Below are 21,500 nucleotides of genomic sequence, written 5' to 3'. Positions count from 1 at the left end.
GAGCGACATACCGATTCCGGCCGGCCACCCAGAGGGTGACCGGCCGGTGAACAACTTCTAGATCTCGCCGCGGAGTTTGGCGAGGGCTTCGGCGAGGATCGCTTCGCCGTCCGCGTCGCTGCGGCGTTCCCGCACGTACGCGAGGTGTGTCTTGTACGGCTCGGTGCGCGGCGGGGCGGGCGGGCTGTCCCGGTCCTGTCCGGCCGGGAAGCCACAGCGCGGGCAGTCCCAGGTCTCCGGTACCTGCGCGTCATGGGCGAAGCTCGGCTGCGTCTCGTGCCCGTTCGAGCACCAGAAGGAGATGCGGGCCCGTGGCGCGGACTCGCCGCGCTCGGCCTCCCCCATCGGCCCCGCTCCGACCCGGCTTCCCCGGATCGCGTTGCCACTTGCCACGGTCGTAACTCCCTGCGTGATGGTGCTCGAAGATGCCCCAGTCTACGTAAGGCCCAACGCGCGTCCAGTGAAAGGAGTTACACCCTCACCGGGAATCCCGTACGCCGGGTCAGCCGTCCAGCTTGATGAGCAGGGCGAGGACGACAATGCACGCGAACCATCCCAGACCGACCACAACCGTGATGCGGTCGAGGTTCCGCTCGGCGACCGACGAGCCACCGACGGAGGACTGCATTCCGCCACCGAACATGTCGGAGAGGCCGCCGCCCTTCCCCTTGTGCATCAGCACCAGCAGCATCAGCAGCAGGCTGAAGACGATCAGGGCGATCTCGAACGCCAAAACCACGGCTGGTCCCTACTTTCCGGAATTCCTAGGACTGCATGTACGAACAGCGGGGGCCCGGGGGTGCACCCCCCTCGGCCCCCGCAAGGGTACGACGGATCCGCTCCACCGCATACTCACAGATCGGGGAAGCGGGCGATCCTACTGGTCGCGGAAGCGGACGATCTTGACGAACTCTTCGGCGTCGAGCGCGGCACCGCCGATCAGGGCACCGTCCACATCGGGCTGCGCCATGATGGCCGCGACGTTCCCGGACTTCACCGAGCCGCCGTACTGGATGCGGACCGCGTCGGCCAACTCCTGCGAGTAGAGCTCGGCGAGCCGGCCGCGGATCGCACCGCAGACCTCCTGGGCGTCGTCGGGGGTGGCGACCTCGCCGGTCCCGATGGCCCAGACCGGCTCGTAGGCGATCACGATGGACTCGGCCTGCTCGGCCGGAATGTCCTTCAGGCCGCCGTCGAGCTGGGCCAGCGTGTAGGAGACCTGGTCACCGGCCTTGCGGATGTCCAGGCCCTCCCCGACACAGAGGATCGGGGTCAGGCCGTGCGTGTAGGCGGCCTTCACCTTGGCGTTGCAGACCTCGTCGTTCTCGCCGTGGTACTGGCGGCGCTCGCTGTGGCCGACCGCCACGAAGGTGCACTTCAGCTTGGCGAGCATGGAACCGGAGATCTCACCGGTGTACGCGCCCGAGTCGTGCGCCGAGAGGTCCTGGGCGCCGTACTTGATCTTCAGCTTGTCGCCGTCGACCAGGGTCTGCACCGAGCGCAGGTCGGTGAAGGGCGGCAGGACGGCGACCTCGACGGCGTCGTAGTCCTTGTCGGCCAGGGCGAAAGCGAGCTTCTGGACGTGTGCGATGGCCTCGAGGTGGTTGAGGTTCATCTTCCAGTTGCCCGCCATGAGCGGGGTACGGCCTTGTGCGGTAGCAGTCATTGAGGGTCAGTCCTCCAGTGCGGCGAGGCCGGGAAGCGTCTTGCCCTCGAGGTATTCGAGGCTGGCGCCGCCACCGGTCGAGATGTGTCCGAACGCGTTGTCGTCGAAGCCCAGGATGCGGACGGCGGCCGCGGAGTCCCCGCCGCCGACCACGCTGAAGGCCGGCGAGTCGACGAGTGCCTGGGCGACGGCCCTGGTGCCCTCGGCGTAGTCGGGGTGTTCGAAGACACCCATCGGACCGTTCCAGAAGACCGTGGCCGCGTCGGCGAGCTTCGAGGCGTAGAGCTTGTTGGTCTCCGGGCCGTTGTCCAGGCCCATCACACCGGCCGGGATGGCGTCGGCGGCGACGGTGGCGGGGTTGCCCGGGGTCTTGGCCTTGAGGTCCGGGAACTGGGCCGAGACGACGACGTCGACAGGGAGCACGAACTCCACGCCCTTCTCGTCGGCTCGCCTGAGGTAGTCCAGCACCGCCGGGATCTGGTCCTCCTGGAGGAGGGAGCTGCCGACCTCGTGGCCCTGGGCCTTGAGGAAGGTGTACGCCATTCCGCCGCCGATCAGGATGCGGTCGGCCTTCTCCAGCAGGTGGTCGATCACGCCGAGCTTGTCGGAGACCTTGGAGCCGCCGAGGACCACGACGTAGGGGCGGGTGACGTCCTCGGTGAGCTTCTTGAGGACGCCGACCTCGGTGGCGATCAGATCGCCGGCCGCGTGCGGCAGCCGGGCCGGCAGGTCGAAGACCGAGGCGTGCTTGCGGTGGACGGCGCCGAAGCCGTCGCCCACGTACACGTCGGCGAGCTCGGCGAGCTGATCCGCGAAGGCGCCGCGCTCGGCGTCGTCCTTGGAGGTCTCACCGGCGTTGAAGCGGAGGTTCTCGATGACGGCGACCTGGCCGTCGGTGAGCCCGGCGACCGTGGCGCGGGCGGACTCGCCCACGGTGTCGGTCGCGAAGGCGACCTCCGTACCGAGCAGTTCACCCAGGCGCGCGGCGGCGGGCGCCAGCGAGAAGGCCGGGTCCGGGGCGCCCTTGGGGCGGCCGAGGTGCGAGGCGACGACGACCCGCGCACCGGCTTCGGCGAGCCGGGCGACCGTCGGCCGGACTGCGCGGATGCGGCCGTCGTCGGTGATCGTGGTGCCGTCGAGCGGCACGTTGAGGTCGGCGCGTACGAATACCCGCTTGCCCGCGACCCCTTCGGCGAGAAGTTCGTCGATCGTCTTCATCTGTGTGCGGTGCTCCTTGGAAGGACGGATGAGTACACAAGGGGCTCGGACGGCGCCACGTCGCGCCGTCCGAGCCCCTTGCTCACATCGAAATGCCTGCCGATCCGAGGATCAGAGCTGGCCGCCGACGAAGACGGTCAGGTCGACGAGGCGGTTGGAGTAGCCCCACTCGTTGTCGTACCAGCCGAGGATCTTAACGGAGGTGCCGTCCTGGACCATCGTCAGGGAGGAGTCGAAGGTGCAGGACGACGGGTCACCGACGATGTCCGAGGACACGATCGGGTCCTCGGTGTACGTCAGGAAGCCCTTGAGGTCGCCGTCGTCGGACGCCTTCTTGAACGCGGCGTTGACCTCGTCCTTGGTGACCTCGCGCTGCAGCGTCACGACGAGGTCGGTGGCGGAGCCGGTCGGAACCGGGACGCGCATCGCGATGCCGTCGAGCTTGCCCTTGAGCTGCGGGAGGACCAGCGCGGTCGCCTTGGCGGCGCCCGTCGTGGTCGGGATGATGTTCTCGGCGGCGGCGCGGGCGCGACGCAGGTCCGAGTGCGGGAAGTCCAGGATCCGCTGGTCGTTCGTGTACGCGTGGACCGTCGTCATCAGGCCCTTGACGATGCCGAAGTTCTCGTCGAGAACCTTGGCCATCGGCGCCACACAGTTGGTGGTGCAGGAGGCGTTGGAGATGACGTGGTGGTTGGCCGCGTCGTACTTGTCCTGGTTGACGCCCATCACGATCGTGATGTCCTCGTCCTTGGCCGGAGCCGAGATGAGGACCTTCTTGGCGCCACCCGCGATGTGCTTCGCGGCGTCGGCCTTCTTGGTGAAGATGCCGGTCGACTCGATGACGATGTCGACGCCCAGCTCACCCCAGGGGATGTCGGCCGGGTTGCGCTCGGAGAGCACCTTGATGGTGTGGCCGTCGACGGTGATGGTGTCGGCGGTGTGGCTGACCTCTGCCTTGAGACGACCCAGAATGGTGTCGTACTTCAGCAGGTGGGCAGTGGTCGCAGTGTCACCCAGGTCGTTGACAGCCACGATCTCGATGTCCGCACCCTGCTCCAGCAGCGCGCGGAAGTAGTTACGACCGATGCGGCCAAAGCCGTTGATGCCTACGCGGATCGTCACGAACCGATCTCCTCGTTAGGAACGCCGGTTTCGATGCCGGCGAGTTTTATTAGGGATGTCCCCGACCGCCTACGACCCTACCTCTCCGAAGGCTCGGGGGTGACATCGGCCAGGGCGGCACGAACCCGGAGTTCCCTACTCGTCGGTAGGTGCAAGGAACTCCGGTTACGAAAGCGAGCGCGGGGTGATCGCTCGCATCCGGCGATCACCAAGCGTCAGCACCGCCCGGGGGCGACTCCCTTACCGCGGAGGGGCCCCGGGCGACACGCATCGACACACGGTCACGGGGAGCGACCGAAGCGACTCCGGCTCGCGGAATTGCCGTTCGGCGCCACCCTGCCCTGACAAAGGCATCAGGCCGGCGCTTTCACCGGACGCGGAGGCACCGCGCGGCCACCCGCGCTCAATTGTGCGGAGTGGCACTCAACAGATGAATATGCCCGTCGCTGCGAATTTTCGGCGCGCGGCGACGGCTGAACCACGGGATGCTTATCCGCTCATTCTCGCGGAGTCGCGCTCAACCGATCGGAATCGGCCTTCCGGCCAATTCCGTTCACGGTTTTCCGGCCCCGCCCGGACCGAATCCGGCCACGGCCGCCGCTCGGGGAACGGCGTCGGGCCGGCACGTGTCCGTCGCTGTCAGCCGACGAGCCCGTCGGCCATCTCCTCGCTGAGAGTGGCCTCCGTACCGGGGATTCCGAGGTCCTGGGCCCGCTTGTCGGCCATGGCCAGCAGGCGCCGGATGCGTCCGGCGACCGCGTCCTTGGTCAGCGGCGGGTCGGCCAGCGCGCCCAGCTCCTCCAGGGAGGCCTGCTTGTGCTCCATACGCAGCCGACCGGCCGCCGCGAGGTGCTCCGGGACCTCCTCGGCCAGGATCTCCAGCGCGCGCCCCACACGGGCTCCCGCCGCCACGGCCGCGCGGGCCGAGCGACGGAGGTTGGCGTCGTCGAAGTTGGCGAGGCGGTTGGCCGTGGCGCGGACCTCGCGCCGCATCCGGCGCTCCTCCCAGGCCAGCACCGACTCGTGCGCCCCGAGACGCGTCAGCAGCGCGCCGATCGCGTCACCGTCACGGACTACGACACGGTCCACACCGCGCACCTCGCGCGCCTTGGCCGCGATGGAGAGCCTGCGCGCGGCCCCCACCAGGGCGAGCGCGGCCTCCGGGCCGGGGCAGGTCACCTCGAGCGACGAGGAGCGGCCGGGCTCCGTGAGCGAGCCGTGGGCCAGGAACGCGCCGCGCCAGGCCGCCTCCGCATCGCAGGTGGCCCCCGAGACCACCTGCGGGGGGAGGCCGCGGATGGGACGGCCGCGGCCGTCCACCAGGCCGGTCTGGCGGGCCAGCTGGTCACCGCCCGCCACCACCCGCACCACGTAGCGGGAGCCCCGGCGCAGTCCGCCGGGAGCCATCACGATCAGCTCCGAGCTGTGCCCGAAGATCTCCAGGATGTCCCGCTTGAGCCGCCGGGCCGCCATCGCGGTGTCCAGCTCGGCCTCGATCACGATCCGGCCGCTCACCAGGTGCAGCCCGCCCGCGAACCGGAGAATCGCCGAGACCTCTGCCTTTCTGCAGCAGGTCCGGGTCACGGGAAGCCGAGAGATTTCGTCCTTCACCGCTGGCGTCATCGCCATGGGCCGATCCTTCCATGCATCCGAAAAATACGGTCGTACGCGGCGGCCAACAGCTCCGGATCATGAATCGGAACGCCGTCGGGTGAGGCCACGGGGGCCAGCTCGACCGCGGCTCCGAGCCGCTGGGCGGCGTCGGCGAGGGACTCGCGGTCGGGCACGGCGGCCTCGTCGGCCAGCACCACGTCCATGGCGAGTTTAGGGGCGTGTCGTCCCAAAACCTCCAAATGACGCTGCGGTGAGAAGCCATCTGTTTCACCGGGTTGCGGAGCGAGGTTCAGCGAGAGGACCTTCCGGGCCTTCGTCGTCACCAGCGCGTCGAGCAGTTCGGGCACCAGCAGGTGCGGAATCACGGAGGAGAACCATGACCCGGGACCCAGCACCACCCAGTCGGCGTCGAGCACAGCGGCCACCGCCTCGGGCACCGCGGGCGGGTCGGCCGGGACGACGTGGACGGACTGCACCTCGCCCGGGGTCAGCGCCACCGTGGCCTGGCCTCGCACGGTGACGATGTCGTCCGGGCGCTCCGGATCGTGCCCCCGTACGAGCGCCTGGAGTTCGAGCGGCACCGCGGACATCGGCAGCACCCGGCCGTGCGCTCCGAGCAGCTTGCCGACGAGGTCCAGGGCCTGGACGTGGTCGCCCAGCTGTTCCCACAGGGCGACGATGAGCAGGTTGCCGACCGCGTGTTCGTGCAGATCGCCCTTGGACTCGAAGCGGTGCTGGATGACCCGGGACCACGTCCGGCCCCATTCGTCGTCCCCGCAGAGCGCGGCGAGCGCCTTGCGCAGGTCGCCGGGCGGCAGGACGCCGAGCTCCTCGCGGAGCCGGCCGCTGGAGCCGCCGTCGTCGGCGACGGTGACCACGGCGGTGAGATCACCGGTGATCCGGCGCAGCGCCGTGAGCGACGCCGACAGCCCCATGCCGCCGCCGAGGGCGACGACCTTGGGCTGGGCGCCGCGGTTGCGGCCGGAGAGCGCGGCCGTGGTCCTGCTCAGACGCCGCAGACGCAGGTTGCGACCGGTCACTCTCGCCCCATGTCCCGGTGGACGAGGACGGTCTCGACCCCTTCGGTGGACAGCCGGGCGGCCAGCTTCTCCGACATCGCCACGGAGCGGTGCTTGCCGCCCGTGCAGCCCACGGCGATGGTCACGTACCGCTTGCCCTCGCGGCGGTAGCCGGCGGCGATGAGCTGGAGGAGTTCGGTGTACTGGTTGAGGAACTCCTTGGCGCCCGGCTGGTCGAAGACGTAGTCGGACACCTCCTCGTTGAGCCCGGTGAAGGGGCGCAGCTCGGGGACCCAGTGCGGATTCGGGAGGAAGCGGCAGTCGACGACCAGGTCGGCGTCGACGGGCAGGCCGTACTTGAAGCCGAACGACATCACCGTCGCCCGCAGTTCCGGCTCCTCGTCGCCGGCGAACTGGGCGTCCATCTTGGCGCGCAGTTCGTGCACGTTGAGGCTGGAGGTGTCGATGACCAGGTCGGCGTCGCCCCGCAGCTCGCGCAGCAGGTCCCGCTCGGCCTCGATGCCGTCGACGATGCGGCCGTCACCCTGCAGCGGGTGCGGACGGCGGACGGATTCGAACCGGCGCACGAGGGCGTCCTCGGAGGACTCAAGGAAGACGATCCGCCGGGTGACGTTCTTCGCTGCGAGGTCCGCGAGCGATTCCCTGAGGTTGTCGAAGAAGCGCCGGCCCCGTACGTCGACGACGACGGCGATGCGGGCGACGTTGCCCTGGGACCGGGCGCCGAGCTCCACCATGGTGGGGATCAGCGCGGGCGGCAGGTTGTCGACGACGAACCAGCCGAGGTCCTCCAGACACTTGGCGGCGGTGCTGCGCCCGGCGCCCGACATTCCGGAGATGATCACCAGCTCGGGGATGGCGGGCGCGGCGGCGTCGGCCTTCTCCGTGGTGCTTCCCGTGTTCACGTCTGCTGCTCCGTCTGCTCGGCCGCGTTCGTCCTGGTGTCCATGCGCGTGTTCGGTCATGTCGTGCTGCCCCCGTCGTCCTCTTCGATGATCTCTCCTGTGGCGGTGTTCACGGCGGGCGCTGCCGGGGCGGCGGTGGCGAAGGCGGCGGCCACCGACTCCGCCGTCCTGCGCCCTATCCCCGGGACCTCGCAGATCTCGTCGATTGTGGCCTGCCGCAGCTTCTTCACGGAGCCGAAATGCTTGATCAGCGCCTGCTTGCGGGTCTCGCCGAGCCCGGAGACGTCGTCGAGCGGGCTGGCACGGATGCGTTTGGCCCGCTTGGCCCGCTGGTAGGTGATGGCGAACCGGTGCGCCTCGTCGCGGATGCGCTGCAGGAGGTAGAGACCCTCGCTCGACCGGGGCAGCACCACCGGGTCGTCGTCGTCCGGCAGCCAGACCTCTTCGAGCCGTTTGGCGAGACCGCAGACGGCGATGTCGTCGATTCCCAGCTCGTCCAGCGCGCGCTTGGCGGCGGCGACCTGCGGCTGGCCTCCGTCGACGACCACGAGCTGGGGCGGGTAGGCGAAGCGCTTGGGCCGGCCGTCGTCCTCACGGGGCTCCTCCCGCGCGGACGGTCCGGCCGGGCTCGTCCCGCCCCCGGCCGCGGGCTCACCGCGCATGGGCACGGCTTCCGCCGGTGCGGGCGCCGCTTCGCCAGGTGCGTGGGACTCGTCCCCCGGTGCGGGCGCCGCTCCTCCGGGTGCGGGCGCCGCCTCCCCCGGCGCCGGGACCGGTCCGGTGGGCGCGGGGGTCTCCTCCCACTCCCCCGTCCGCTCCGTCTCCTGGAGGTACCGCTTGAACCGGCGGCCGATGACCTCGTGCATCGACCGCACGTCGTCCTGGCCCTCGAAGCCCTTGATCTGGAAGCGCCGGTACTCGCTCTTGCGTGCGAGGCCGTCCTCGAAGACGACCATGGACGCGACCACGTCGTCGCCCTGGAGGTGCGAGATGTCGAAGCATTCGACGCGCAGCGGCGCGGTGTCCAGACCGAGCGCCTCGGCGATCTCCTCCAGGGCGCGGGAGCGCGTGGTGAGATCGGAGGCCCGCTTGGTCTTGTGCAGCCCGAGCGCCTGCTGGGCATTGCGCTGGACCGTGCCCATCAGGTCCTTCTTGTCGCCCCGCTGCGGGATGCGCAGGCTGACCAGGGAGCCGCGCCGGTCCGCGAGCCACTGGGACACGGCGTCGGGGTCATCGGGGAGCGCCGGGACGAGTACCTCCTTGGGGACGGAGTCGCCCGACTCCTCGCCGTACAGCTGCTGGAGCGCGTGCTCGACCAGGCCGGCCGTGTCGACGGCCTCGACCTTGTCGGTGACCCAGCCGCGCTGGCCGCGCACACGGCCGCCCCGGACGTGGAAGATCTGGACCGCCGCTTCGAGTTCGTCCTCGGCGACGGCGATCAGGTCCGCGTCGGTGGCGTCGGCGAGGACCACGGCGCTCTTCTCCATGGCCCGCTTCAGCGCTCCCGCGTCGTCCCGCAGCCGCGCCGCCCGTTCGTACTCCATGTCCTCGGCCGCCTGCGTCATGTCCTTCTCCAGGCGGCGGATGTACGTCCCTGTGCGGCCTGCCATGAAGTCGCAGAAGTCCTCGGCCAGGTCGCGGTGTTCATCGGGGGTCACACGGCCGACGCACGGGGCCGAGCACTTGCCGATGTAGCCGAGGAGACAGGGGCGGCCGGTGCGTTCGGCGTTCTTGAAGACACCGGCGGAGCAGGTGCGTACGGGAAAGACCCGGAGCATCAGGTCGACGGTCTCGCGGATCGCCCAGGCATGGCCGTACGGCCCGAAGTAGCGCACGCCCTTCTTCTTGGCGCCGCGCATGACCTGGACGCGCGGGAACTCCTCGTTGAGCGTGACCGCGAGGTAGGGATAGCTCTTGTCGTCGCGGTACTTGACGTTGAACCGGGGGTCGAACTCCTTGATCCAGGTGTATTCCAGCTGCAGCGCCTCGACCTCGGTGGAGACCACGGTCCACTCGACGGAGGCGGCCGTGGTGACCATCGTGCGGGTACGCGGGTGCAGACCGGCCAGGTCCTGGAAGTAGTTGGCGAGGCGCTGGCGCAGGTTCTTGGCCTTGCCGACGTAGATCACCCGGCGGTGGTCGTCACGGAACTTGTAGACCCCCGGGGAGTCGGGGATCTGTCCCGGCTTGGGGCGGTAGCTGGAGGGGTCTGCCATGTCTCACACCCTACTTGTGGGCAGTGACACAGCGGCATTTCCGGGGCTCCGGAGACCGGTGAAGCGAGTGCCGTCCGGGCTTGCGGGACCTCCCGGCCGGGCTGTGCGAGCTCCCCGCCCTGCCCGGCGGAGCTCCGGCGGGACGACCGGTCGGGCCGGACGACGGGACCGGCGGCCCGGGGCTTCCGTCAGGCTTCGGGTCCGGCGACGAGCCGTCCGCCCTCGACCCTCACAGGGACGGAGGGCAGTGGAACCGTGGCCGGGCCCTGTACGGCCTTGCCCGTGGTCACGTCGAAGCGACTGCCGTGGCAGGGGCAGTTGCCCTCGTTGTCCTCGACCTTGTCCAGCAGGCAGCCGGCGTGGGTGCACTGCGCGCTGAACGCCGTGTACCGGCCCGCGGCGGGGCAGCTCACGACGACCCGCTGCTCCCGGTAGAGCTTCGACCCGCCGACCGGGACCTCGTCCGCGGCGCCGAGCTCGACGGGGGCGGTGGGTGTCGGCGTCTGCGCGTGGCCGAGCTTCGACTCGGTGGAACAGGCGGCCGCTCCCAGCCCCGCGGCACCGGCGAGAGCGGCGCCCTTCAGCACGGTACGACGGGCGGCGGGCAGGCCGGACATACGGTCTCCACTGGTCAGGGGGGCAGAGAGTCGCCGCGTCCCGGGCACCGGGTGTCTCGGACATCGGGCACGGCCGCACCCGGAGGCATTGGCGACAGACCCGACGATACCGACGGAGAAAGGTGCTCCTGCGACCGGCCCCGCGGAGCGCGGAGCGGAGCGGAGGATGACCGGACGGGGGCGGCACCGGACATCGGTGCCGCCCCCGTCCTGACGGTGTCAGGCCTTCCGCGCGCGGGTGGCCTTCTTCGCGGCGGGCTTCTCGTCCGCCGCCTTCCCGGCCGTCCTGGCCGTGGCCGTCCTGCGGGCCGTGGTCGCCTTCGCGGCCACCGCCTTCTTGGCGCTCGCCTTCCGGGCGGGCTTACGGGCGGCGGGCACCGTGGCCTCGGCGACCCGGTCCGCGCCCAGTACCCCCTGGAGGAACTTCCCGGTGTGGCTGGCCGGCACCGAGGCGACGTGCTCGGGTGTGCCCTCGGCGACCACCAGGCCGCCGCCGCTGCCGCCCTCGGGCCCCATGTCGACGACCCAGTCCGCGGTCTTGACGACATCGAGGTTGTGCTCGATGACGATCACCGTGTTGCCCTTGTCGACCAGGCCCGACAGCACCGAGATGAGCTTGCTGATGTCCTCGAAGTGCAGACCGGTCGTCGGCTCGTCCAGGACGTAGACCGTGCGGCCGGTGGAGCGCTTCTGCAGCTCGCTCGCCAGCTTCACGCGCTGCGCCTCGCCCCCCGAGAGCGTCGGCGCGGACTGGCCGAGCCTGACGTACCCGAGGCCCACCTCGTTGAGTGTGCGCAGGTGGCGGGCGATCGTCGGAACGGCCTCGAAGAACTCCAGGCCCTCCTCGATCGGCATGTCCAGCACCTCGGCGATGGACTTGCCCTTGTAGTGGACCTCCAGCGTCTCCCGGTTGTAACGCGCTCCGTGGCAGACCTCGCACGGGACGTACACGTCGGGCAGGAAGTTCATCTCGATCTTGATCGTGCCGTCACCGGAGCAGTTCTCGCAGCGGCCGCCCTTGACGTTGAAGGAGAAGCGGCCCGGCAGATAGCCGCGCACCTTCGCCTCCATCGTCTCGGCGAACAGCCTGCGGACGTGGTCGAAGACTCCGGTGTACGTGGCCGGGTTGGAGCGGGGTGTCCGGCCGATCGGCGACTGGTCGACGTGGACGACCTTGTCGACGAGGTCGTCGCCGTCCACCCGGGTGTGCCGCCCGGGGACCGACTTGGCGCCGTTGAGCTCGCGCGCCAGGTGGGTGTAGAGGATGTCGTTGACCAGGGTCGACTTCCCGGAACCGGAGACGCCGGTGACGGCCGTGAGCACGCCGAGCGGGAACGAGACGTCGATGTCCTGGAGGTTGTTCTCCCGGGCACCGTGCACCGTGAGCCTGCGCTTCGGGTCGGCGGGGCGCCGGACGTCCGGCATCTCGATCACCCTGCGGCCCGAGAGGTACTGACCGGTGATCGACTCCTGGTTGGCGAGGAGCTCCTTGAGGGAGCCGGAGTGGACGACCTTGCCGCCGTGCTCGCCCGCACCCGGGCCGATGTCGACGACCCAGTCGGCCACCTTGATGGTGTCCTCGTCGTGCTCGACGACGATGAGCGTGTTGCCCATGTCCCGGAGCCGGACCAGGGTCTCGATGAGCCGGTGGTTGTCCCGCTGGTGCAGCCCGATGGACGGCTCGTCCAGCACGTAGAGCACGCCCACGAGCCCGGAGCCGATCTGGGTGGCGAGCCGGATGCGCTGGGCCTCGCCGCCGGACAGGGTGCCCGCGGCGCGGTTCAGCGAGAGGTAGTCGAGACCTACGTCGACGAGGAACTTCAGCCGCTCGTTGACCTCCTTGAGGACCCGCTCGGCGATCTTCTTGTCACGGGCGTTCAGCTTGAGCCGGCCGAGGAATTCGGCACACTCGCTGATCGACATCGCGGCGACCGAGGCGATGGACTTCTCCATCACCGTGACCGCGAGGACCAGGGGCTTGAGCCGGGTGCCCTCGCACGTCGGGCAGGCCACCTCGCGCATGTAGCCCTCGAGGCGCTCCCTGCTGGAGTCGCTCTCGGCCTCGGAGTGCCGCCGCTTGACGTACTGGACGGCGCCTTCGAAGCGCGGGGTGGTGTAGGCCCGCTCGCGGCCGTACCTGTTGCGGTAGCGCACCTCGGTCTGGATCTTGTGGCCGTGGAGCAGGGCCTTCTTGGCGCGCTGCGGCAGCCCCGCCCAGGGGATGTCCGTACGGAATCCGAGGGCCTCCGCGAGCGCGGTGATCTGGCGCCCGAAGTACTCCTTGGTGTGGCCGTGCGACCAGGGGTGGATCGCGCCCTCGTCGAGGGACTTGTCCTCGTCCGGGACGATCAGGTCCGGGTCGACCTCCATCCGCGTGCCGATGCCCGTGCAGTCGGGGCAGGCGCCGAAGGGTGAGTTGAAGGAGAAGGAGCGGGGCTCCAGCTCCTCGAAGGAGAGGTCGTCGTACGGGCAGTAGAGGTGCTCGGAGTACATCCGCTCACGCTCGGGGTCGTCCTCCGCCAGGTCGACGAAGTCGAGCACGACCATGCCGCCGGAGAGGCCGAGCGCGGTCTCCACGGAGTCGGTCAGCCGGCGCTTGGCGCTGTCCTTCACCGTGAGGCGGTCGATGACCACCTCGATGGTGTGCTTCTCCTGCTTCTTCAGCGCGGGCGGCTCGGACAGCTGGATCGTCTCGCCGTCCACCCGGGCCCTGCTGTAGCCCTTGGTCTGAAGATCGGCGAAGAGGTCGACGAACTCGCCCTTGCGCTCGCGCACCAGCGGGGAGAGCACCTGGAAGCGGCTGCCCTCGGGGAGCCCGAGCACCTTGTCCACGATGGCCTGCGGCGACTGGCGCGAGATCGGCCGGTGGCACTCGGGGCAGTGCGGCTTGCCGATCCTGGCGAAGAGCAGCCGGAGGTAGTCGTAGACCTCGGTGATGGTGCCGACCGTCGAGCGCGGGTTGCGCGAGGTCGACTTCTGGTCGATGGAGACGGCGGGCGAGAGGCCTTCGATGAAGTCCACGTCCGGCTTGTCCATCTGGCCGAGGAACTGGCGGGCGTACGAGGAGAGCGACTCCACGTAGCGCCGCTGGCCCTCGGCGAAGATCGTGTCGAACGCGAGAGAGGACTTGCCCGACCCGGAGAGCCCGGTGAAGACGATGAGGGAGTCACGGGGGAGGTCGAGCGAGACGTTCTTCAGGTTGTGCTCGCGCGCGCCACGGACGATGAGACGGTCGGCCACGCCGGTCCGCACCTTTCTGGAGAGAAGCGGGGAACTGGGCCCCCGTCCAAGGGTATGGGGGGCGCCACAGCGATGTACAAAGCTTTCGACTCCGAGCGTATAGCACGCACATTCGATTTACGGACGACCGGAGACTCGTTCACCCGAATGAGTGGCGGAAGCTACGCTCGGCGCATGATCGACCATGCGCACGACCTGGAAGCCGTCCGTGAAGCGACCGATCGGCTGCTCGGTGCCGCGGGCAAGTTGGACGACGGATCCCTTGCCGGACCGTCGCGCCTGCCGGGCTGGAGCCGCGGCCATGTTCTCGCCCACCTGTCACGTAACGCCGACGCCCTCGTAAATGTTCTCCAGGGGCGCCCGATGTACGCGAACAGCGAAACCCGGGACGCCGACATCGAGCGGGACGCGCCCCGTCCGCTCGCGGAGCACCTCACCGACCTGCGCGAAAGCGGGGCGGCCTTCATGACCGCCGCCGCGGAGCCGGCCGACTGGTCCCGCACGGTCACCATGCGCAACGGTGTGACGGACTCGGCCTCCCGGCTCCCCTTCCGCCGGTGGGTGGAGGTCGAGCTGCACCACGTGGACCTCGGGGCCGGCTACGAGCTGGAGGATCTTCCGGAGGAGTTCGTGATCCGGGAGAACGACTTCCTGGCGGAACGGTTCGCCGGACATCCCGGCGTGGTCCCCACGACGGCGGTCACCGAGGACGGCCGGATCTGGACGACCGGGGGCGGATCGGACGGCCCGCCGGCCCGCGTCCGAGGCAGCGCCACCGACATCCTCGGCTGGCTCTGCGGGCGCCGTGACGGCTCCGCGCTCACCGTCGAAGGCGGCAGCCTCCCCGCGCTGCCCCCGCTATAGGCTGCGTCACATGACGTACAGCGGAACGGTCAAGGTCGGCGGGCGCGCGGATGTGCACGAGCTGACGGATCTGATGATCTCCAAGGTCGCGGTCGGGCCGATGAACAACAACGCGTACCTCCTGCGCTGCCGGGCCACCGGCGAGCAGCTCCTGATCGACGCGGCGAACGAGGCCGGGACCCTGCTGCGGCTGATCGGCGGCGACGGCATCGCGTCCGTCGTGACCACGCACCGGCACGGTGACCACTGGCAGGCCCTGGCCGAGGTGGTGGCGGCCACAGGAGCGCGCACGTACGCCGGGAGGTACGACGTCGAGGGCATCCCCGTCCCGACGGACGAGCCGGTCGAGGACGGCGGCACGATCCGGGTGGGCCGTGTCTCGCTGACAGCAAGCCACCTGACCGGCCACACCCCCGGTTCGATCGCACTGGTCTACGACGACCCGCACGGCGCCCCGCACCTCTTCACCGGGGACTGCCTCTTCCCCGGCGGGGTCGGCAACACCCACGAGGACCCGGAGGCCTTCGCGAGCCTGCTCCACGACGTGGAGACCAAGCTCTTCGACCGGCTGCCGGACGAGACCTGGGTCTACCCGGGCCACGGTCACGACACCACGCTCGGCGCCGAGCGCCCGCACCTGCCGGAGTGGCGCGAGCGCGGCTGGTGAACCCATGGAACGCCGGACGGCCGGGTGCCCCCGTGGGGCCCCGGCCGTCCGTGTGTCCGCCCGGCGCTACTTCCGCGCGCCGACGTTCTCGTTGCCGTCCTCCTTGGCGGCCTCCTCGGCCGCGACCTGCTTCTTGTTGGCGATCAGGCTGGTGATCGTGGTGATCACCAGGACGCCGCAGATGACGGAGAGGGAGAACGGGATGGAGATCTCCGGGACGTGCACCCCGGACTCGTGCAGCGCGTGCAGCACCAGCTTGACGCCGATGAAGCCGAGGATCACCGACAGGCCGTAGCTGAGGTGGACCAGCTTCTTCAGCAGACCCCCGATGAGGAAGTACAGCTGACGCAGGCCCATCAGGGCGAAGGCGTTGGCGGTGAAGACGATGTACGGGTCCTGGGTCAGGCCGAAGATCGCGGGGATGGAGTCCAGCGCGAAGAGCACATCGGTCGTGCCGATGGCGAGCATGACCACCATGAGGGGGGTCAGGACGCGCTTGCCGTTGTTCCGGATGAAGAGCTTGGTCCCGTGGTACCTGTCGGCGACACCGAAGCGGTGCTCGATCGACTTCAGGAGTCGGTTCTCCTCGAACTCCTCGTCCTCGTCGTCGGCCCGCGCCTCCTGGATCAGCTTCCAGGCGGTGTAGATCAGGAACGCGCCGAAGATGTAGAAGATCCACGAGAAGTTGGCGATGACCGCGGCACCGGCGGCGATGAAGATCGCACGCAGCACCAGGGCGATCAGCACGCCGATGAGCAGCACCCGTTGCTGCAGATGCGAGGGCACCGAGAACTTCGCCATGATCAGGACGAAGACGAAGAGGTTGTCGACGCTCAGCGACTTCTCGGTGATGAAGCCGGCGAAGAACTCGCCCGAGGCCTGGCTCTCGCCGAACACGAGCAGGCCCAGCCCGAAGAGGACGGCCAGCGCGATCCAGACGACGGTCCAGATTCCGGCTTCCTTGGTCGACACGTCATGGGGCTTGCGCCCGATGAAGAAGTCGACGGCGATGAGGGCACTCAGACCGAGGATGGTCAGTACCCAGAGATTCCATGAAACGTCCACTGCGCCTCCGGCAGTTCGCTACGGCTATAGATCAGCGTCGTCGCTGCCGGAGGTCTCTTCCACCCGGACGCGCGGGCTGCGCGCCGGGCCGGCGCCCCGGGACCGGTCACAGTCCGTACTGACGGGAACGCCGCGATCGGGAGTACTCCCCTCCGCACAAAGAACAGTACATGAAGCACCAAGAAAAGGTAAAGTCCTTACCAAGTCATGATCAAAGTAGCTGGTCAGGGACTATCGGCCTCTCCTGTAGGCCGTGGGCGCAGGATGCTCCGGGTGGGGGGACCGCTCTCAGCGGAGGCGGTCCCGACGGGCAGCCGCCACCAGGGCAAGGACCTGTTGCAGGACTCGGCTGCCCTGCGGCGCCCTCAGCGGCTCGTACGTCCAGGCGTGTCCCACCCACGGGTCGGCGAGGTGGTCGTCGGCCACGGGAGTGATGCGCAGCAGGGAGCGCCACAGGGGGTCGAGCACCGGACCGTAGGCGCGGGCGTCCTCCCGGTCGGCCACCATCAGCAGGTGCACGCCCACCGCGGGGCCCTCGTCCGCGAGGTAGCGCAGCTGGGTGACGGCCCTGTCGTCGAAGCCGTGCGGGAAGTCGTTGACGATCAGAAGTTGCTCGCCCGTGTCCAGGTCCGGCGGCAGTGAGTCCGCCGCGCCGGCCCGGACCGCCATCTGCACCAGGTCCACGCGCCGGGTGAGCCGGTCCAGGACCGAGGACACTCCCCCGGCTCCGGAGGCGGGAGGACCGGCGAGGGCCCCGGAGGCGACCAGGGGTGCGAGGGCGCCGGCGGCGGCGCCGGCCGGGTCGATGACGTGCACCGAGAACTCGTCCGCGGGGTACACGGCGAGCAGCCGCGCGGCCAGTGCCACCGCGGTCTCCATCGCCAGGACGCGCAGCCGGTCCCCGCCCGCCCCGGCGGCTTCGGACGCGGTGCGGCCGCTGTCGACCCAGATCCCGCGCTCCAGGGGCAGCCGCACCAGGAGCGGGATGCGCAGGTCGGTGCGCTCGGGCAGGTGGAGATCGCCGAGGCGCAGTGCCATCGGGATCTCCATGGGGACGCGGTAGCCGTGCCAGACGGGGTTGTCCCAGCCCGCGAAGGCGGCGGGCAGGGCGGGTTCGACGACGGCGGACTCGGCGGCCAGCTGGGCGAGGTCGCGGTCCAGAGCCTCGCGCGCCCGGGTGGTGAGCTCGTCGCGCTTGGCCGTGGCCTCGGCCCTGGCCCGGTCGCCCGCCCCTCCGATACGGCTGCGCGGGTCGGAGAGGGCCTGGTCGAGCTCCCGGTCCATACGGGACTCGGCGAAGTCGACGGCGCTGCGGTGGGCCGCGACGGCGCGGGCCAGATCCTCGAACATGCCCCAGATCTGGTTGTAGAGGCGCTCGTCCATGGACCAGCCGGCGGCGTCGCCCGCGACGGGCTGCGCGGGCTGTCCTGGCGCGGCCGGCGGCGCCGTGGGAGGCGGTGGGGGCGGCGCGGAGCTCCGGCGGCGCGGGTGCGCGTAGTCGATGGGCCCGCCTGGGGCCGTCCCCGGGTCCTGCGGAATGGTGCGCTCACCGGACGCGAGGGCCGGACCGGGAGCCGGGACAGCCGGGACGGGCGTGGGACCGGGAGCCGGGACGGGCGTGGGACCGCCGCCAGGACCGGGAGGGGGCGGCTCGGTCCCGCCGGCGCGCGGGGCGGGGCCCGCGGGGTGGCGGACCCGCTCGGGGTCGGGTGCGCGGGGCGGGGGTGCCACGGAGCGGGCGAGTCCGGAGGAGACGGCCTCCTGTATCGAGGCGGCGAGCTCCGCGGCCCCGGCCAGGCCCTGGTCCGCGAGCATCTCGGCGAGTCCGGCGGCGTACCCCTGGCCGACGGCGCGGACCTTCCAGACGCCCTGGCGACGGTAGAGCTCCAGGGCGGACACGGCGGACTCGGTGTCCAGGCCCGTGAGGGTGAACGTGGCGATCTCCGTGCCGTCGAGTCCGGTGACGGCGACGAACGGCGCGGCGACCGCACCGAAGCTGACGGGCCGTCCCGCACCCGTGGGCAGCGCCAGGAGCACGGTGACGCGGTGCACCGCGCCGGGCAGGGCGTCGAGGTCGACGGCAAGCCGGTGGTCCGCCGCAGCCTGCTGCGACACCTCCAGCCCGGGCAGCCGGTGCGAGCCGGGGTGGGCGATCCACTCGACGCCGCGGACCGTGCCCCGCTCGTCCCCGAGCGTGGCCCCGGCGACGACGGGCGAGCCCGCCGACACCCTGATCTCCAGACGGGTCTGGGGCAAGGTGTGGTTCTGCCCCCGGACCAGCTCGGCCGTCATCGCCCTGTCCCCTCGACGTTCGGTGTGGCGCCCTGCCACGGGCGCAGCTCCCGGCGGCGGGTGCCTCCGGGAGCTGCTCGTACGGATGTGCGGGCCGGGCGTCACCCGTGCCCTGTCGTGCCTACAGGTGGGGCAGGATCGACGGCATCAGGTCCTGGAAGGTCCGGCCGTTGGCGGGGTTGCCGAGGGCGGTCATCTGCCACCCGGCGCCCGAGCGGTGCACCTTCGCCATGATCTGCGCCGTGTACTGGCCGCCGCCGTCGAGCGTGTAGCGGGCGAGCTCCTGGCCGTTGGTCTCGTCGACGATCCGGCAGAAGGCGTGTCGTACCTCCTGGAACGTCTGGCCGGTGAACGAGTTCACCGTGAAGACGATCTGGTCGATGTGGACCGGAACCCGCTGCAGGTCGACCAGGATCGCCTCGTCGTCCCCGCCCGATCCGGCCCCGCCGACCAGGTTGTCGCCGGTGTGCTTGACCGAGCCGTCGTCGCTGACGAGGTGGCGGAAGAACACGACGTCGACGGGCTGCTTGTCGGCGAAGAGCACCGCCGAGGCGTCCAGGTCGATCTCACGGGTACGCGAACCGAACAGCCCGCGGCGCGGGGCCGCCTGCCAGCCGAGCCCCATCCGTACCGCGGTCAGGGTCCCCCCGTCGCTCTTCTGCAGGCTGATGGCCTGGCCCTTGGTCATGTTGACCGTCACGCGCTGTCCCCTCTCCGCTTGCACCGCAACCATCGGTGTGCGGCTTTCCCCGAACCCTACGCAGTGCACGGAAGCGAGCAGCAGGGGTCGGACGTTTTCGTGTCGGTCCTGCAACACTGCGGACCCCACCCGTCAGGCGAGCCCCGCCTCCCTCATCTGGCGCAGTTCCTTCTTCAGCTCCCCCACCTCGTCCCGCAGGCGCGCGGCCACCTCGAACTGCAGGTCGGCGGCGGCCGCCCGCATCCGGTCGGTCATCTCCTCGATGATCCCGGCGAGCTCGGCGGCGGGCCGGTCGGTGACCACGGCGGCGCCCTTCTTCGCCTTGCCCCCGGCGGCGGCCTTGCCACCCAGCGAGGGGACGGGGGCCTTGGTCTCCTTGGCCTGCCGGTAGCCGGTGCCGAGCAGCTGCTCCGTGTCGACCTCCTCGCGCGCGATGGACGCGACGATGTCGTTGATCTTCTTGCGGAGCGGCTGCGGGTCGACACCGCGCTCGGTGTTGTACGCGATCTGCTTCTCGCGGCGCCGGTTGGTCTCGTCGATCGCCTGCGCCATGGCCGGGGTGATCTTGTCGGCGTACATGTGGACCTGCCCGGAGACGTTGCGGGCGGCTCGGCCGATGGTCTGGATCAGCGAGGTGCCGGAGCGCAGGAAGCCCTGCTTGTCCGCGTCGAGGATGGCCACGAGTGACACCTCGGGCAGGTCGAGGCCCTCACGCAGGAGGTTGATGCCGACCAGCACGTCGTACTCACCGGACCGCAGTTCGCGGAGCAGCTCGATGCGGCGCAGGGTGTCCACGTCGCTGTGGAGGTAGCGGACCTGGATGCCGAGCTCGAGGAAGTAGTCCGTGAGGTCCTCGGACATCTTCTTGGTGAGGGTGGTGACCAGGACACGCTCGTCCTTCTCGGTCCGCTTGCGGATCTCGTGCACCAGGTCGTCGATCTGGCCCTCGGTGGGCTTGACGACGACCTCCGGGTCGACGAGCCCGGTGGGCCGGATGATCTGCTCGACGAAACCGTCGCCCCGGGAGAGTTCGTACTTGCCCGGAGTGGCGGAGAGGTAGACGGTCTGGTCGATGCGGCCCAGGAACTCCTCCCACTTCAGCGGACGGTTGTCCAGTGCCGAGGGCAGCCGGAAGCCGTGGTCGACCAGGGTCCGCTTGCGGGAGGCGTCGCCCTCGTACATCGCGCCGATCTGCGGCACGGTGACGTGCGACTCGTCCAGGACGAGGAGGAAGTCCTCGGGGAAGTAGTCGAGGAGGGTGTGGGGGGCGGTGCCGGGATCGCGGTCGTCGAAGTGCATGGAGTAGTTCTCGACGCCGGAGCAGGTGCCGATCTGGCGGAGCATCTCGATGTCGTACGTGGTGCGCATGCGCAGGCGCTGGGCCTCCAGCATCTTGCCCTGCTTCTCCAGCTCGGCGAGGCGCTGCTCCAGCTCCCTCTCGATGCGGCCGACCGCCTTCTCCATGCGCTCGGGGCCCGCGACGTAGTGGCTGGCCGGGAAGACGTGGAGCGAGGCGTCCTCGCTGATGATCTCGCCGGTGAGCGGGTGGAGGGTCGAGAGGGCCTCGATCTCGTCGCCGAACATCTCGATACGGACCGCGAGCTCCTCGTAGACCGGGAAGATCTCGATGGTGTCGCCGCGCACCCGGAAGGTGCCGCGGGTGAACGCCAGGTCGTTGCGGGTGTACTGCATCTCGACGAAGCGGCGCAGCAGCTGGTCGCGGTCCATCTCGTCGCCGACCTTGAGCTGGACCATCCGGTCCACGTACTCCTGCGGGGTGCCCAGGCCGTAGATGCAGGAGACGGAGGCGACCACGACGACGTCGCGGCGGGTGAGCAGCGAGTTCGTGGCGGAGTGGCGCAGCCGCTCTACCTCCTCGTTGATCGAGGAGTCCTTCTCGATGTAGGTGTCCGACTGCGGGACGTACGCCTCGGGCTGGTAGTAGTCGTAGTACGAGACGAAGTACTCCACGGCGTTGTTCGGGAGGAGCTCGCGGAACTCGTTGGCCAGCTGGGCGGCGAGGGTCTTGTTCGGCGCCATGACCAGGGTGGGGCGCTGCAGCTTCTCGATCATCCAGGCCGTCGTGGCCGACTTGCCGGTGCCGGTCGCGCCGAGCAGGACGACGTCCTTCTCCCCGGCGCGGACGCGCCGCTCCAGTTCGGCGATGGCCGCGGGCTGGTCGCCGCTGGGCTGGTAGGGACTGACGACCTCGAAAGGCGCCGTCGAACGTTCGATCTTCGAAACTGGCCGCATGCAACCACGGTACGACCCCCCACT

The 21,500-nt window shown here is 70.0% G+C and carries 17 protein-coding genes; 2 read left to right on the top strand and 15 right to left on the bottom strand.

Features of this window, described 5'->3' with window-relative positions; all coding sequences use genetic code 11:
• Positions 1-57: 57 nt before the first annotated feature.
• The 11 genes from AB0I83_RS22270 to uvrA form a co-directional block, all read right to left on the bottom strand.
• On the bottom strand, positions 58-393 hold the full coding sequence (locus AB0I83_RS22270) for an RNA polymerase-binding protein RbpA (RefSeq protein WP_099176117.1): 336 nt from the start codon (positions 391-393) through the stop codon (positions 58-60).
• 109 nt (positions 394-502) lie between these two features.
• The gene (secG, locus tag AB0I83_RS22265) at positions 503-739 is read right to left on the bottom strand and encodes a preprotein translocase subunit SecG (protein ID WP_356533758.1); all 237 of its coding nucleotides are present in this window, start codon (positions 737-739) and stop codon (positions 503-505) included.
• Between the two features lie 138 nt (positions 740-877).
• Positions 878-1,666, bottom strand: coding sequence for a triose-phosphate isomerase (gene tpiA / locus AB0I83_RS22260; RefSeq protein WP_363305856.1), 789 nt, complete (start codon positions 1,664-1,666; stop codon positions 878-880).
• A 6-nt stretch (positions 1,667-1,672) separates the two neighbouring features.
• Complete coding sequence (locus AB0I83_RS22255) at positions 1,673-2,884, bottom strand: phosphoglycerate kinase (RefSeq protein ID WP_356533755.1); 1,212 nt, start codon at positions 2,882-2,884, stop codon at positions 1,673-1,675.
• A gap of 111 nt (positions 2,885-2,995) precedes the next feature.
• Entirely contained in the window at positions 2,996-4,006 is a 1,011-nt protein-coding gene (gap, locus tag AB0I83_RS22250) for a type I glyceraldehyde-3-phosphate dehydrogenase (protein ID WP_356533753.1), read from the bottom strand.
• Between the two features lie 639 nt (positions 4,007-4,645).
• Positions 4,646-5,635, bottom strand: a complete 990-nt coding sequence (whiA, locus tag AB0I83_RS22245) for a DNA-binding protein WhiA (RefSeq protein WP_356533751.1) — start codon at positions 5,633-5,635, stop codon at positions 4,646-4,648.
• Positions 5,626-6,660: a uridine diphosphate-N-acetylglucosamine-binding protein YvcK gene (yvcK, locus tag AB0I83_RS22240; RefSeq protein ID WP_356533749.1), complete on the bottom strand. Its 1,035-nt coding sequence runs from the start codon at positions 6,658-6,660 to the stop codon at positions 5,626-5,628. Before yvcK ends, whiA begins: the two co-directional genes overlap by 10 nt.
• Positions 6,657-7,622, bottom strand: a complete 966-nt coding sequence (gene rapZ, locus AB0I83_RS22235) for an RNase adapter RapZ (RefSeq protein ID WP_363305855.1) — start codon at positions 7,620-7,622, stop codon at positions 6,657-6,659. Before rapZ ends, yvcK begins: the two co-directional genes overlap by 4 nt.
• The gene (gene uvrC / locus AB0I83_RS22230; protein ID WP_363305854.1) at positions 7,619-9,778 is read right to left on the bottom strand and encodes an excinuclease ABC subunit UvrC; all 2,160 of its coding nucleotides are present in this window, start codon (positions 9,776-9,778) and stop codon (positions 7,619-7,621) included. Before uvrC ends, rapZ begins: the two co-directional genes overlap by 4 nt.
• 188 nt (positions 9,779-9,966) lie before the next feature.
• Positions 9,967-10,395 carry a Rieske (2Fe-2S) protein gene (locus AB0I83_RS22225; protein ID WP_356841288.1) on the bottom strand — a complete coding sequence of 143 codons (429 nt, stop codon included), beginning with the start codon at positions 10,393-10,395 and terminating at the stop codon, positions 9,967-9,969.
• A 219-nt stretch (positions 10,396-10,614) separates the two neighbouring features.
• Positions 10,615-13,635: an excinuclease ABC subunit UvrA gene (gene uvrA, locus AB0I83_RS22220; protein WP_363305853.1), complete on the bottom strand. Its 3,021-nt coding sequence runs from the start codon at positions 13,633-13,635 to the stop codon at positions 10,615-10,617.
• A gap of 174 nt (positions 13,636-13,809) precedes the next feature.
• On the opposite strand from uvrA, the gene AB0I83_RS22215 reads away from it, so the two are divergent.
• Together AB0I83_RS22215 and AB0I83_RS22210 are read left to right on the top strand one after the other, a co-directional pair.
• Positions 13,810-14,499 (top strand): maleylpyruvate isomerase family mycothiol-dependent enzyme, encoded by a 690-nt coding sequence (locus AB0I83_RS22215; protein ID WP_363305852.1) that lies wholly within the window; start codon positions 13,810-13,812, stop codon positions 14,497-14,499.
• 10 nt (positions 14,500-14,509) lie between these two features.
• Entirely contained in the window at positions 14,510-15,166 is a 657-nt protein-coding gene (locus tag AB0I83_RS22210) for an MBL fold metallo-hydrolase (protein WP_356533741.1), read from the top strand.
• 66 nt (positions 15,167-15,232) lie between these two features.
• Here the strand turns inward: AB0I83_RS22210 and AB0I83_RS22205 are convergent, their stop codons facing one another.
• The 4 genes from AB0I83_RS22205 to uvrB all read right to left on the bottom strand — a co-directional run bounded on the left by AB0I83_RS22205 (position 15,233) and on the right by uvrB (position 21,476).
• Positions 15,233-16,231 carry a TerC family protein gene (locus AB0I83_RS22205; protein WP_356533739.1) on the bottom strand — a complete coding sequence of 333 codons (999 nt, stop codon included), beginning with the start codon at positions 16,229-16,231 and terminating at the stop codon, positions 15,233-15,235.
• A 288-nt stretch (positions 16,232-16,519) separates the two neighbouring features.
• Complete coding sequence (locus AB0I83_RS22200) at positions 16,520-18,523, bottom strand: TerD family protein (RefSeq protein WP_363305851.1); 2,004 nt, start codon at positions 18,521-18,523, stop codon at positions 16,520-16,522.
• A gap of 121 nt (positions 18,524-18,644) precedes the next feature.
• The gene (locus AB0I83_RS22195) at positions 18,645-19,223 is read right to left on the bottom strand and encodes a TerD family protein (RefSeq protein WP_356533735.1); all 579 of its coding nucleotides are present in this window, start codon (positions 19,221-19,223) and stop codon (positions 18,645-18,647) included.
• A gap of 132 nt (positions 19,224-19,355) precedes the next feature.
• On the bottom strand, positions 19,356-21,476 hold the full coding sequence (gene uvrB, locus AB0I83_RS22190) for an excinuclease ABC subunit UvrB (protein WP_356533734.1): 2,121 nt from the start codon (positions 21,474-21,476) through the stop codon (positions 19,356-19,358).
• Positions 21,477-21,500 lie beyond the last annotated feature (24 nt).

The organism is Streptomyces sp. NPDC049970 (assembly GCF_040660235.1).
GTDB lineage: Bacteria > Actinomycetota > Actinomycetes > Streptomycetales > Streptomycetaceae > Streptomyces.
Note: the sequence above shows the minus strand (reverse complement) of the source record. Positions and strands in the feature narration are given on the sequence as shown.